Genomic DNA, 13,552 nt, shown 5'->3' with positions numbered 1-13,552 from the left:
CGCTAATATAGCGGAAAGATTTCGGCAGGCATCTCTCCCCGTCCATCTACAGGAGACTCGATCATGCTTGGAACGACCGGAGTAGGCTGGTTGTATTCGCTCGCAAATCAAGGCGAAACGAATTGGGGCGATATCGACTCATTCTATGCCAGCATGATCGAAGGATTGACCGATGATGGGGAGACGCTCGATATCAAAAGCGACGTTTGGGGAAAAATCCATCGCAAGGGAATACGACCAAGCCCCGGAGACGGAATCGCTTTCTACCATAGCCAACGAGCGGGATTCCCCAAGGGAGACCACTTCAAGCGAAAGCCCCGAATCTCGCTTATCGGGGCAATCGAGAGGATCGCGTTTGACGAAGAAGACGGACAGCGGGTAGCGTGGCTGCATTTCACGGCAAGCCGAAACACGCTAGAGAGGCTTCGCCGCGATCCGATCATCCGAGATGAGTCTACGCGGCATCTGTTTGAAGCTTGTGGTAACGTCGCGGGAGCGGTTGCAACGATGTATTACGCTGACGCCGAGACATGGAGGACGATTATTACCAGCCAATAGCGGCAAAAAAGAGAGAGCCCGAGTTACCAGGCCCTCACCGCTCTTCCTGGATCTGCCCGTCCGTTGCAATACAAATGGCACATCCACCCACTAGTTCTAGTATTGGTGGCTCATAAATCCTATTTTGCAATTGCCTCGTCGCAATTATCAGAGACAACCGAAAGTTCTATCAGTCGCTTCAACCAGTACTCAGGGTTTCTCCTGATCTCATCCATAAGACGGCAAGCAGCACCTTGCGGTACGTTACGCCCTTGCTCCCAATCATGGATCGTCTTGACCGAGACACCAAAGAAGTTTGCGAAAATTGCCTGACTTGCACGAAGCAAATTGCGTGTTTCCTTGACCAACTCTGGGCTATATGCCTGCGGTTGCAAGTCAGCTTTGATCGTGCGGCACGTGAATTTATCCGAGATCGTCTCGTTGCTTTCGAGTGCCTCGGCAAAATTCTTGAGCCGGTCAACGATTTTCGCTCCGCGGCTCACTTTCCTTTCCATCGCTGCAACTTCCATAAAAAACCAACCTAAAATAATAAACCAAATAAAGTCGTTCGCATGCAACTCCTATTTGAACGACCTTTCCGAGAGTATTTTCCCAATCTTCTTTATATACATCTGAATTCCTTTCTTCTCTTCGTCCGTGAGGTTGTCTTTTTCATTTTTACCGTAGACTGTCACAAGCAGGACAGTCCAATGCTCCTCAAAGTAGACGTAACAAACGCGGGCAGCCCCCCTTTTGCCAGTGTTCCAGCGTTCAGGGGCAAAGCGAAACTTGCGGAGCCCTCCCGTTCCGGGAACAACCGGTGCCTTTTTGGGGTCGCTCATAATGACCATTTGGACAGCAAATAAATCGCTTTCCACGTCTAACCCTAACTCCTTCCATTCCTGCTCGAACTCGTCTAATTCTACGAAATGAAGCAAGTCTTCGGGATTAAAGCAGTGCACCGGATAGTGAACCACTGCTTCAGCAACTTGGTTTCCTTTACCAAGTTTGTCTGAATTTGGCATTGCTCTTCTCTGCCTCCCTGATCGTCAAAGAAAGTCCACGAACTAAAAACTTATACGGTTCAACCGTACAAAACAACAATCAACCGACGCAGTTCCAAAACAATGCATTCCGGCCCCACAACAGAACTATACGGTCTGACCGTACAAAAGTCAAGCACACCCCTGCTGTCAAAGACGCCCCCCCCCCAAGTAGCCGGGATTGCCTCCTCCTAAAATCTGCCTAGAGCGGAATTTATTGACAGAGAGGGGACGAGCGGACTACAGAAACGGATTGAATCGGTCGCTCTCGTCTTCGTCGGCTTCGCGGCGGTCGTTTTCGTGATCGGGAGCGGGGGCGTACTCGTCGCGGTCTTCTCCCGGCTTCGTCTTCTTCTGGAGGGAGTAGACCGCTCCGCAGGCTCGGCAAGCAATCTTTCGGATAACGATTCTTACGCCTCGGAAGGTTGCGTAACGAGCGTCGAGCGTTTGACCGCCTCGGCATCCGCATTTTCGGCATTCCATCGGAGACTCCTTCCAAAACGAAAGAAGGCGTAGCCGCCTGCCCAACGGCTACGCCAGAACCCGCCTCCCTGGAAACCTTCGCGGGGAAAACAGAGAGGGAGTGGAGCTTAGAGAGACGAGTCGTCTCCGATGCTGTAGACCGAGCTTCCCGGATAACCGAGAGCCGCACCGAAGTCGATGAAGACTCGCCATTGCAGGTTGAGGGTATTGGCGTTTTTATCGATTCCGAAGAAGTCGATTCTCGGAGCTTGGTTGCCATCGAGGAAACCGACGAAGACGGCGTTCGATTGCTGGCTACCGAATAACCACCAATGTTCCGAGGTCGCCGCTTCGCCAAACTTCGCCGAGTTTTCAAGACGAGCTTCGGAAGCAAGCTGGAGCCGTGAGAACAACGGGTTACCCGTAGGTTGGTTGTCGCGGTCGGTGGTATCGCGTGCGACTTCGACCGAGCGGAGGACTTGCAAGCCGGTCGCCTCATCCGTAGCAGTAGTGAGCAAGCAACTCGGGATAATGTCCTCGTTGTTACCCTCGCTATCAACCTGCCGCTTCATGGCCGCAATCGCCGCCGAGAGACCATCGACGCCTAGAGCGTCCGAGATGAGGTTGCCGCGAGGCGTCGTCCAGTGAGAACCGATACCGCCGAGGAGGACCGAGGCGACGAGATCGTTAAGCCGCTTGTTAGCCTGCGAGACGAAGACTTGCGGGATATCGTCCAGGAGCGTCAAGTCGTCGGCGTAGGCAGCTTGGCGGCTAAAAGAGATCGTCTTGGCGTAGGTATCCAGCTTGATATTCGAGGTCGACTCTCCGAGATAGCCGTGCTTCACTTCGCCAGTCTCTCCCGTCTTTTCGAGGCTCCCGGAATGCTGCGGATTGATTACCGTATGCGTCCGGAAGTTACCAAGGTCGCGGACGGTCGCGAAGGCTCTCCAAGGAGACGGAGCCTCCAGGAACAAGACGCCCGCAAGCTTGTCCATCGAGCCGCCCAAGGCGTTCGGCATCGCGACCGTACTAAAAGCGGCTTGAATGAGGTCGTGCCGATTGGTCGGAGCTTCTCGACCGGACGAGGTCAGCGAGTAGCGGCAAAGGTCCATGAAGGAAGCCGAGCGGAGCGGATGAGCGGCCTCGCAGATTTGAGAGCCGTACGCCTTCTCCGCAATCGTCTGGTAGCCAGCTTTGAGAAGCAACGCCGCTTCGATCGTCTTCCCCGCCGCCGCACTCCCGACCCCGCCTCGTCCGGCTCGGTCAGATACACCGGCGAGGACGGGACCGGGGCGAGCCGCTCGGACAAGAGCAAGCTCTAGCTCGGCAGGCGCCATGCCCGTTTCGATAGCGTGAGCCTTGGCTTCGGCAACGCTGCGAATCCCCTTGAAGATATCGCCGGAGAATTCGTCGTGCTGGTACTGTTGAGCCGCCGCACGAATGCGGTCGACGCGAAGCTCTTCCGTTGCCTGCAAGCGTCGGTTCGCTTGAAGCTCTTGTTCTGATTGCGGCATGGTATCTTTTCCTTTTCGTGAAGCGGCAATTTGGATTGAGGTTTCGCTATCGGCTCCGAGGACGGTTACCGATAGCTCCTTGATGGTCGTTTCCTGGACGAGAAGGAGCGGTCCTTCCCACTCTTGCCCGTTAGCTTGGACTCGTTCGCCTTCGGGGATGTAGACGGCTTTCTCGATCTTCGAGCCGATCGAGACTTGAAAGGGAAAGCCCGCTTTCGCATCCTTGGCAAACCCTTCCGCAACTTCGGTCGTTGAAGAAACAACTCCTTCGGCTTTGATGCCGCTTTCGTCGATGGTCTGCTTCGTGGTATGCCCGAGACGGAGCGAGGTATCGTGGTCCATGATTACCGGAGTCGTCGACTTCTCGAAGCGAGCCCCAGAGAGAACGATTAGGACCGGGTCGTCGAAGTCGCCGACAACCATCGGCTTACCGGTATTCGCGACCATCGAGAATTTCGCCGGACTTGAACCGGCTCCAGCCGAGGCGGAGGTAATGTCGAGAGTCGCGGATAGTTCTAGCGAATCGGGAAAGGCTCGCTCGGCTCTGCGATGGCCGAATATGTTTTGCAGGAAGCTCTTGGGCATGGTATCTCCTTTTGATCTGCCAGTCATGAAATAGCATTATCTCATATCACAACCGGCTAGCAAGTATCGGCGAATGATACATCTATCAAATCTGCGGAAGTCCTAGAATCGCGTCCCGTACGGCAATCTCGCGAGACTTGAAGGGAAGACCGCAGGAGGAGCATACGCGGCGACGAGTCGTAACGATCTGCCGAACCTTCTCTACGTCCTCGAACGAATGCGAAGTGTGCGTAACCTTGCTCTCGGTATTTCCGCAGAGCGGGCAGGAAACGGTTATGGACATGGGACTCCTTTCATCGGACGTTTTGCCGCGTTAGTGCTTCGGCGGCTTCGCCGTTGTTTTCTCTGGAGAAGATGTAGTAGCTGGGACTTGGCTTCGCCTTGAGGCTTCGAGCGGATCGGGTCCTAGGCGTCGGCTTCCTCGTCGTAGTCGAAAGATGCCGAGGCGGTAGCTTCGTCGTCTTCGCCGTAGTCGTTCTCTTCGTCGTCGTAGGAAGCGGGAACGGCGTCGGCTTGCTGGGCGAAGACCGCCGCTTCGAGGAGGATTAGCCGCTCCTCGTATTCCGCGACCGTTGCTTTTAACGAAGCGATCTCTTCGGACTGATCGAGCGGCGGCTCCGGCATGGTCGTATCCGGCAAGGCAACGTCTTCAAGCTCGATCCCTTCTCGCTCTGCGATTGTTAACGCCTTCTCTTTTCCCTTGCGAGTGAGCCGCACCCAAACCGGACGATTGCGTCGATCGCGATGGACCTCAACGAGCTTGTTTCGTTCGTTGAGCTTCAACGCTTTGACGAATTGGCCGAGGTCGAGTTGATCCTCTTTCGAGACCCACATACGAGGACGATACGAAAGCCAACCGCGACGAGCGTACTCGCATCGCTTTACTTCCTTGCAGTACGGATTTTCAACCGCCGCCAATGCCGATGCGTAACAATGAATCGAAACGAGAATGAAGTCCGGGATAGCGAGAGCGTTACTCATAAGAATCTCATTTCCGCCTAGTTAAACTAAACTCACTCACAAAATCCGGTTGTTCCCCCCTACAGCAACTGAAAAAGGTTCCTCGGGAGGACCCAGAGACGGGGGTATATCTCTGGTCTTTAGAGTGGCGTTTATTACCCGCCGCACTCCTCGGACATTCGCCATACCCGCTTCGGTTGACCGTCGACAGTGCAGGACTCCGAGACAATCCGAGAGTTAGCAGCGAGCCGAGAGCAAGCCTTAAAGATTGTCGGCGTATCCGCATCGAGGATCGCAGCAATCTCTTGCGTTCCAATCGGTCGACGATTGAAGCGAATCAGATTGACGATCTCCAGGTATCTACCGGATAGTTTCTCTGGAAGAGGTAGCAACGGTCGTAGCTCCAAGTGAGGGTAGCTCTCGCCTTTGACGATCCGATCCACAACGGAAGTACAGACACCAATCTCGCTCGCAACCTTTGCTCGACGCTCTCCAGCACGTACAAGCTCATAAGCGTAGCGGGCTTCATCATCGGAGAGCTTTGCGTTTGAGCGTCCTGTCTCTGCGGTAGAGCAAGGCCGGCAAAGCGAAGTCGTGAGTCGTGAGAAGTGGCAAGCGTGCTCATGCTCGATCGGTTGGCCGCAATTGTCGCAAAGCTTGCTGAAAGGCTTTGGAGCGTTATCAGCTTTCGTAACGAGGGAGGACTTCGGCTTCGCCTCCGCATGCTTCCTATGCTTCGGGATCGGCGGTCGTCGTTTCGTAGCGTTCATAGTCGTTTACCTGTGGTCTGATTAGAGTGGCGTTTTTTAGGAATTCAGAAATTCGGCTAGCTAGGCAGAAAGTAGCCGTAGCAGCTTTGAGCGTTCTCGTCCGCTCCTTGCATAGCAGCTTCGGCGGTTCGGTAGCATTGCGACGAGGCGTAAAAGATTCGCCTCTCCTCGCACTTGACCCAATAGCGGTACTTTCCATCGCCACCATTGACCGCCATACGGAGAGGACCGAACCAACGGACGAAGACGCCGCACTCGTAAAGCCTCCACTCTTCGTGCTGCTCTTGCTGAAGCTCGTACTCTTCCTGCTCTTGCCGGAGACTCTCTCGATACTCCCTCACGACTTTGCGTACGGACGATTCACTAAGTCCGAGCATAGAAGCAAGGCTCTTGAAGTCGGTGTAACCGCATTCGTAGTGGTAGTAGATTGAATCTTTCTCTTCCTTTGTAATTCTGATTCCTACCATTTCTTTCTCCCCTTACTTACTTAATTACCTTATTACTACTTCTCTCAGAGAGGACGGAATACCGTCTCCCAAGCGTGGCGTTTTTTGCTAGCGAGCTTCGGTTAGTTACGCTGCAAGTGGTCGTCTAAATGGCCTAAGCGGTCGTGAAGCACCAAGGCGATAAGCTTACGATTGCCCTCTTGAAGCGTCGTTACGAGCATCGAGAGAAGCTCCCGGCTTGGCCGAGTCGCCAACTCGGCAACGAATGCCGCTTGATTTGCGATCGAGTCTTGCCCCTTTTGAAGCTCATCCGATCGCATCTTGTGACAATGAAAGCCATGGATCGGCAGCCACGCCCGCATACTTTCGAGAGAGCGGATTAGGTCGAGGACGTTCTCCCTCTTCCAAAAATACGCCTTACCGGTTTCGTCTTTCTCCGGCGACTTGAAGAATTTTTTCTTCAATTGGTACGTGAGCTTCGGTCGGTCGCAGTCATACCCGCAAAGCTCGACCAAGAGCAACGCTTCCGGCGTCGTATATGCCTTCCCAGTAGGCAACCCGCATTTCTTCTCGGCGAAGCGGAGGTATATCTCCGGAGTGGAAGCCGGGTCGAAGGCCAGGCCTTCCAAGTTTGTCATTACCATGAAAATATCTTCCTGCTGAATAGAGACTAGAACTTTCGTGTAACTCCTATCCATAGAGCATGGTTAAATTGCTATGAACATACGGAAACATGCTATTTGACAGATTATTTCCATCTTTCGTCCATATATGGACAGACTGCGGGAACCCGCTAGCCGGTACACAAAAAAAGCCCGGCGGATAGCCGAGCTTGAGAGAAGCAGGAGGCGAGAGAAGAAGGGCTAATCGTCGCCTAGAGCGTCGATACCTAGCTCCGTCCGCAACCATGCGATCGCTTCGCAGAAGACGCCTTGAGCGGGTTTAACGTAGTGCTTATCGGCTACCGTTTTCGCTGAATGACCGAGGAAGTATTGAGCGAAACGGGAGTAGCTCTCATGCTCGCCTAGCTTGCTTGCCGCCGTCGATCGCATCGCCTTTAACGGCTTGTCGATAACGACCTTCTTCTCCCCCTCTGCGTCCACAAGCCGCTTCTTAAATCGGCGGAAGCGTAGGCCGATGTTATCCGTTACGCCGAGCTTCTCGTCCTTCGAGATGCTCTCGGAACGGAGCGGCTTTCCGTTACGATTGAGGAGAGCGAGATCGCCGCTCGTTTGAATCTGGGAACGAAGGAGCGAGAGAGTCTCTTCCCAGAGCGGATAGACGACGAGCGGCGTATTCTCGTGATGGTCGGTCTTACTACGCTTTCGCGAGATCGTTCCGGCTTCGAGGTCGACCTCCTCTCTACGCAGGTCGGCAACGTCCTTTTGAGTGAAACCGCAATTGAGCATAAGCAAGACGTAGAGCCGTAGGTCGTCGTCACTCTCCTCCATGCGATTGAAGAGCGTTTTTAGCTCGCTCTTGTCGTACGTCTCGATTTCCTTCTTCGGTACGGAGATCGTCAATCGATTGGACTTGCCCTCCAAGACGCGAGGGAGCGTCTCTACACGCTCCATCGAATAGAGCCAGCGGACGTACTGCGTTACGGACTCCGAGTAGATTTTGACGTACGCGGCGGACTTCCCCGCGTCGATCCGCTTCCTTAGCTCCTCATGATAGGAGGAGAGAAGCTCGGAATTGAGAGCCGAGAGCAAGCGATCTCCGACAAACGAGGAGAAGTCCTCCAGCGAGTAGCGAAACTTGTCGACATGCTGACGGCTTAGCTTGCCTCGGTCGGCCTCGGCTCGCTTGCTGCGGAGAAAGTCGTCCACGTTGCCCGCGATAGTCTCGGAGGTCGAGCGGTCCGGGGCGATATCCCAAGGAGCCGGACCATCGGTAAGCGGATCGGGGATATCGGAAGCGGGACGCATGATGAGCGGAAAGGCGTCCTCCGAGGTAGCGAGGTCGGCGGCTAGGTCCTCGGTCGGATAGCTCTCCTTCTCCGCCCATGCCAGACCAGACAAAGCTCCCTGGAGAAGGTAGTAGGCTTGTCGACGCTCCGGCGTATCGACTCCCTCGGAGAGCTTTTCCATACGGGAGCGGATGCGGCTTCGGGCAACGTCCCAAGGCGAGAGAGAAGCGGCGTCTAGCTCCGCCTTCTTTTCCTTCCACGCGGCAAGACAACGCGGATAGCTGGATTCCTTGGTTTCGCTTTCGCGGAGCGGGAAATAATAGGGCTTTCCCTTGTAAACCTTCCTCCAGCGGCGGCTTTTGTCCTTCATCCAGGAGAGCTTGTAGCGACCATCGAAGACCATTCCCATTTCGGCGGCTCCATAAAAAAAGCTCGTTGGTACTGATTTCTGGTACCAACGAGCTTAACTTATCGCCGAATCAGTATCAAACCGCTTTGCGGTCTCAACCGAATCACCCGCCGCAAGTCGTTATATTGCAGCGAGTTAGGAGTGGGCGGTACAGGGCTCGAACCTGTGACCTCTACGATGTCAACGTAACGCTCTAGCCAACTGAGCTAACCGCCCGATTCTCGACGGACAGTCCGCCCTGTGGGGACTGGACTGCGTCTGGGAAGTTTTCAAGTTTAGGACTTCCCTTGTGGGCTCGTCAAGGGCCCGGGAAGAGCATTTTCCTGGTTTTCTACCTCCTCGAAAACGGGGTAAGTCGCTTTATCGTCAATAGATGCGCGATCGTCCGGCTGCGGCGTACGATCGCAGGCGGGGAAGATGATTTTCCGCATTTTCAGACGCAGCGCCACGCGGGAAGGTTCGAATTTGCCGCAACATACGGAGGGCCGTTGCCTTGTTGCGAATTCCGAAAAGAATTACCGTGGAGAGTTTGGCTCCTTCGATCCCCTGAAAAGTGCATATGGCCGGAAAAACACGCAGCAAAGCTATTGAATACGTCGAGCCGATCGGTGCTCGGGTTCTCGTTCGTAAAGATGAGCCGAAACGGGAAACCAAGGGGGGGATCGCCCTGCCTGATCAAGCGGAAATCCCGACGATCACCGGCCGCATCGTGGCGATCTCGACCCAGATCGAGAACAACACCGATTTCCCGCTGCGCCAGTACGACAAGATCTTGTTCCATCCCAAGGATGCGATCCCGGTCGATTTTGAAGCGGACAACCAGCTCTTCGTCATCCCGATCGAAGATGTAGTCGCCGTCTTTCGCCGCGATCCGGTCGACAAGAAAAAGAGCAAAGCCGACGAGGAAGACGAAGACTAGGTCGAACTTTTATTGTCGGGATCGCAATCTTCCAAGCTGCGCAGTTGCAAGTTGAGCGCGTCGACCGAGATCTGGATCTCGTAGATCGAAATGGCCAGCGAAACGACCATCAGCAGCAGACTGACGCCAAACATCAGCTTGGCGATCAACACCTGATCAAAGAACAGGACCAACATGCAGATCGTGCAAAGCAACAGGCTCATCACGCCGAAAACCTGCATGTTGCGAATCAAGATCACGCGCAACCGCAAGTTGCTGATCTGAGCGATAATCAGTTCATCCGGGTTGGCGATATGGCGATCATGCAAGGAACGAATCAACGTGGCCAGCGCCAAAAAGCGATTGGTATAGGCCAATAGCAGCAGCGAAATCGCAGGAAACAAAACAGCTGGCGCGGTGAGATCCATCGAGACGAACTTTGAATAGGGGTTCCTGGGTATCGCAGAACAACGCTCGCTTACTTCTCTTCATACTCTTTCGGCTTCGCTTCGGCGACCAGTCTGGCCGCATGTTTTTCGGCAGAGGCGATCCGGTCTTCGCGGCCGCATCTCTGGATATATTCCGTAACTTTCCCCATGAAAACGCTATTAGCCTACCGCGGCCCCGTTTGCATTTCTCACCCAGCCGGTTGGTACTATGACACGTTTTCTCACGTCTCTCTCGTTGACGCTTCTCCTCATCGGAGGTTCGCCAAGCTTGCTTTCCGCCGCCGCGCCGCCGCGCGATCTGGTGTTGGCTTATTACTATCCGTGGTATCAGCAGGGTGACTGGACGCGCCATGGCTACTTCGGCGAACCGACGCTCGGCAACTATGGAACCGATGATGCAAAAATCGCGGCCCAACATATCGACTGGGCCCAAGCGGCGGGTCTCGACGGATTTGTCGTCTCGTGGGGCGGCCCGCAAGATATGACAGACAAGCATTTTCGCGCCGGCTATCTGCAAGCCGACAACGCAGACCAACTAAAGTACGCATTCATCTACGAGTCGCTCGGTCGGCTCGACGCCGCCGATGGTGAAACGAATGAACGGATCGATTTCTCCAAGCGACGCGTCGTGCGGCGGTTCCAAGAAGATCTGGCCTACTTAAACAAGCAGTTCTGCGGCGACGAGCGCTATTTGAAAATCGACGGGCGCCCTGTGGTCGTCCTCTACGTGACGCGGACGTTTCGTAACTTCAACGCACAAACCCTCCAGGACATTGAGAAAGAGGTGGGACAATCGTTTTACTTCATCGCCGACGAGCCGTTCATCTTGGGTGAGCAAAAAGATCCGGCGACCGCCGAGAACGGCCTGCGAGACGGCAAGCCGCTGTTTGACGCCTACACTGCTTACAACATGTTTGAAAGCGATCTGGTGAAAGAAGGCGAACCGGCGATCGACTACATGCGGCGTGAAGCGCTGCCGGTCTTCAAAACATGGGCCGAGCAGACAGTCTTCTGCCCAACGCTGATGCCCAAGTATCACGACTTTCGCGGTAAGCGAACGTTGACCGGCACGCCGGAACAATACAAAAAGATGGTCGCAATGATGCAAGAACTGCCGAAGCGCCCGGTCGGTCATGGAATCGGCTCGATCTATCTGATCACCAGTTGGAATGAATGGTGGGAGGGGACGACAATTGAGCCCGATACGACCGATGGCGAAGCGTTTTTGAAAGCGAACCGGGAAGCGTTGGGGCGTTAATCTCGAAATCACGAGACGAAGGTCGTATCCCAAAAAAAGGGGCGCTGACTTGCGTCATCGCCCCTTCCGCCTCTTGAATGCATCGATCGTTATTACGTGGTGAACTCCACCACCAACGATTCCAGCCCGGTCGCCAAGTTCTTGAGTGACGAACTAGACGTATCGGTTTGATGAGCGGCGGCCGCGGTTTCGGCGATGACCGTATCCACGCTGGTCAGCCCGCGAGAAATCTCACCGCTGGCGGCGGCCGATTCACTGATTCCGATCGTCAACGCCGTCACCGCACTAACCGTATCTTGCACTGACGACGAGATTTGCCGAGTCGCCGTACTTTGCTGTTCCACAGCGGCGGCGATCGTCCGAGCGGCCGAACTGACCGAGCCGATTGCACCGGTAATTTCGGTGATCGATTCCACCGATTCTTGAGCGGCGGCCTGGATCGCTTCGACCTGCCGGCGAATCTCTTCGGTCGCAGTCGCCGTTTGCTGGGCGAGCAATTTCACTTCGGTCGCAACCACTGCAAAGCCTTTGCCCGATTCACCGGCACGCGCCGCTTCGATCGTTGCGTTTAACGCCAGCAGGTTGGTCTGTTCAGCGATGTCGCGTATCACGATGACCACTTTGCCGATGCCATCCGCTTCTCGGCTGAGCTGCGAAATCTTCTCGTTGCTGCGGCCGACGATACGACTGACTCCATCGGTCGTTGCGGCGGTCTGTTCGGCGTTCGACGCGATCTCGCGAACCGATTCAGCCATGTCGCCGATATTGCTGGCGACGCCGCCGATATTGTTGCCGATGTTTTTGCAGGTCGCGTCCAACTGGGCCAGACTAGCGCTCATTTCTTCGGCGGCGGCGGCCATGGTCGTCGTTGACGACCGAGCGTTCTGTACGCCGCTCGAGAGCAAATTCGCGGTTGAAAACAACTCGCTCGCCGAATGATTGAGCGTGTTCGAGTTCGTTCGCACATTGCCGACCAATCCCTGCAAACGCGTCGCGAACACATTAAACCATTTCGCCACTTCGTCAAACTCGTCCTTCGATTCCGGCAAACGTTTGCGTAAATCCGAATCTCCTTCGGCGATGTCTCGCATACTACCGGCCAGGCTGGCGAACCGATTTCGCAACGTACGCAAAATCCAAAACGCTCCACCGAGACAAACCGCGATCGTCAGCAGCGCCGCCACCAAAGTTCGTGATGCGACGAAGCTGGCGCTGGCTCGCAATTGTTCGGACGCCTGTAAAATTTCGGCGGAAGTCTCATCTTCCAGCGATTTGTAGAGATCAATCTGAGCCGTCTTGGCGGCGAACCATTTGGTCGCTTCAACACCGAAATTGCCGGCTTCCGCATTCTTGAGCGCCACCGCGCGAAATCCGTTCACCGCTTGTGAGGCCTCCGCCTTCTGCGTTTGAGCCAATGTCGCCGCTAGCGGCGCCGAGGCGCTCGCTGTGAAGTCCTGCAGATGGGCCGTCTGCGTCGAGATTAACTCGATCAGTCGAGCGTGTTCTGCGCGACTCATCGCATCGCCGCCAAACGCATTGGCCAGTACGGCGCGTTCGACGCCGGCTTGCTCTTTCGCCATCAGCAGATGCAGATAAGCGTTCAGTCGGCGCTGCAGCGGTCCATTGACGACACCAAACACATTAACAGCGATGGCGTCGACCAGCAGTTGATTCGCTTCGGTATAAAAGGCGATCGCTTGCGGCGCTGGAATGTCTTGCGCGGTAATTCTCTCTCGCAGTCTTTGCAATTGATTCAATCGACTAATCGCGTCATTCGTGCGTTGAATTGCTTGCGGATCAAGATCGTTGCTGAAGGTCTGCAACGTCTCTTGCAACTCGGCAAGTCGTGCATCGGTCTCATCGCGTTGGAGCGGCAACGCGTCGGCGAAGGCGACTCCTTCGCTGCTCAGATAACCGGCCGACATGCCGCGTTCTTTTTGCGTTTGGTGCAGCAGATTACCAATCGAGATCGATACATCGGCCAACCGTCGCACATCAGCGGCGTCTTCCGCAACGATGGCCGAATTGCGATACGCTTGCCAAGCGAACGCCATCACTCCAAATATCAACAGGGTGAGAATCGCCAATAACTTTGTTTGAATCTTCATCGGGGCTAAGTCCTGAAATCACGGAAGTGGGAGAGCGTGAGAACAAGGAGGTATAGCTTCCAATTTCGATACCAAGAAAAAACATGGCAGAAGACAAATAATCCACATGTGAGCAATGTGTGATCACCTACCGCTAGGTTTTGCGTCTTACCGTACCGATTCGGACGGTTGGACCGCTTGTCTGGCGACATTTGAAACGAATTA

The 13,552-nt window shown here is 54.8% G+C and carries 13 protein-coding genes and 1 tRNA gene; 3 read left to right on the top strand and 11 right to left on the bottom strand.

Annotated elements, in window-relative coordinates; translation table 11 throughout:
• Nucleotides 1–63 precede the first annotated feature (63 nt).
• Nucleotides 64–558 (top strand): hypothetical protein, encoded by a 495-nt coding sequence (locus M4951_RS01205; RefSeq protein WP_262024660.1) that lies wholly within the window; start codon nucleotides 64–66, stop codon nucleotides 556–558.
• A gap of 119 nt (nucleotides 559–677) precedes the next feature.
• On the opposite strand, the gene M4951_RS01200 is transcribed toward M4951_RS01205, so the two are convergent.
• From M4951_RS01200 to M4951_RS01160, 9 genes are all read right to left on the bottom strand, one after another.
• Nucleotides 678–1,115, bottom strand: coding sequence for a helix-turn-helix domain-containing protein (locus M4951_RS01200; protein ID WP_262024659.1), 438 nt, complete (start codon nucleotides 1,113–1,115; stop codon nucleotides 678–680).
• Between the two features lie 3 nt (nucleotides 1,116–1,118).
• Complete coding sequence (locus M4951_RS01195; RefSeq protein ID WP_262024658.1) at nucleotides 1,119–1,562, bottom strand: hypothetical protein; 444 nt, start codon at nucleotides 1,560–1,562, stop codon at nucleotides 1,119–1,121.
• A gap of 258 nt (nucleotides 1,563–1,820) precedes the next feature.
• Entirely contained in the window at nucleotides 1,821–2,063 is a 243-nt protein-coding gene (locus tag M4951_RS01190) for a hypothetical protein (protein WP_262024657.1), read from the bottom strand.
• A 107-nt stretch (nucleotides 2,064–2,170) separates the two neighbouring features.
• Entirely contained in the window at nucleotides 2,171–4,141 is a 1,971-nt protein-coding gene (locus M4951_RS01185) for an HK97 family phage prohead protease (RefSeq protein WP_262024656.1), read from the bottom strand.
• A 405-nt stretch (nucleotides 4,142–4,546) separates the two neighbouring features.
• On the bottom strand, nucleotides 4,547–5,122 hold the full coding sequence (locus M4951_RS01180) for a hypothetical protein (RefSeq protein ID WP_262024655.1): 576 nt from the start codon (nucleotides 5,120–5,122) through the stop codon (nucleotides 4,547–4,549).
• Nucleotides 5,123–5,927: 805 nt separating this feature from the next.
• Nucleotides 5,928–6,338 (bottom strand): hypothetical protein, encoded by a 411-nt coding sequence (locus tag M4951_RS01175; protein ID WP_262024654.1) that lies wholly within the window; start codon nucleotides 6,336–6,338, stop codon nucleotides 5,928–5,930.
• Between the two features lie 101 nt (nucleotides 6,339–6,439).
• Complete coding sequence (locus M4951_RS01170; RefSeq protein WP_262024653.1) at nucleotides 6,440–7,015, bottom strand: hypothetical protein; 576 nt, start codon at nucleotides 7,013–7,015, stop codon at nucleotides 6,440–6,442.
• Between the two features lie 165 nt (nucleotides 7,016–7,180).
• The gene (locus M4951_RS01165) at nucleotides 7,181–8,635 is read right to left on the bottom strand and encodes a tyrosine-type recombinase/integrase (RefSeq protein WP_262024652.1); all 1,455 of its coding nucleotides are present in this window, start codon (nucleotides 8,633–8,635) and stop codon (nucleotides 7,181–7,183) included.
• 142 nt (nucleotides 8,636–8,777) lie between these two features.
• Nucleotides 8,778–8,851, bottom strand: a tRNA-Val gene (locus M4951_RS01160).
• A gap of 343 nt (nucleotides 8,852–9,194) precedes the next feature.
• Between M4951_RS01160 and M4951_RS01155 the strand changes: the two genes are divergently transcribed.
• Complete coding sequence (locus M4951_RS01155; protein WP_262024651.1) at nucleotides 9,195–9,554, top strand: co-chaperone GroES; 360 nt, start codon at nucleotides 9,195–9,197, stop codon at nucleotides 9,552–9,554.
• Here M4951_RS01155 and M4951_RS01150 read toward each other — a convergent pair.
• The gene (locus M4951_RS01150; RefSeq protein ID WP_262024650.1) at nucleotides 9,551–9,961 is read right to left on the bottom strand and encodes a DUF2721 domain-containing protein; all 411 of its coding nucleotides are present in this window, start codon (nucleotides 9,959–9,961) and stop codon (nucleotides 9,551–9,553) included. The genes M4951_RS01155 and M4951_RS01150 overlap by 4 nt on opposite strands.
• A 229-nt stretch (nucleotides 9,962–10,190) precedes the next feature.
• Between M4951_RS01150 and M4951_RS01145 the strand changes: the two genes are divergently transcribed.
• Nucleotides 10,191–11,240: a glycoside hydrolase family 99-like domain-containing protein gene (locus tag M4951_RS01145; RefSeq protein WP_262024649.1), complete on the top strand. Its 1,050-nt coding sequence runs from the start codon at nucleotides 10,191–10,193 to the stop codon at nucleotides 11,238–11,240.
• Nucleotides 11,241–11,332: 92 nt separating this feature from the next.
• On the opposite strand, the gene M4951_RS01140 is transcribed toward M4951_RS01145, so the two are convergent.
• Nucleotides 11,333–13,348 (bottom strand): methyl-accepting chemotaxis protein, encoded by a 2,016-nt coding sequence (locus M4951_RS01140; protein WP_262024648.1) that lies wholly within the window; start codon nucleotides 13,346–13,348, stop codon nucleotides 11,333–11,335.
• Between the last annotated feature and the right edge of the window lie 204 nt (nucleotides 13,349–13,552).

It is taken from the genome of Blastopirellula sp. J2-11, from assembly GCF_024584705.1.
Classification (GTDB): domain Bacteria; phylum Planctomycetota; class Planctomycetia; order Pirellulales; family Pirellulaceae; genus Blastopirellula.
The sequence above is the reverse complement of the archived record's forward strand: the minus strand, read 5'-3'. Positions and strand labels throughout refer to the sequence as shown.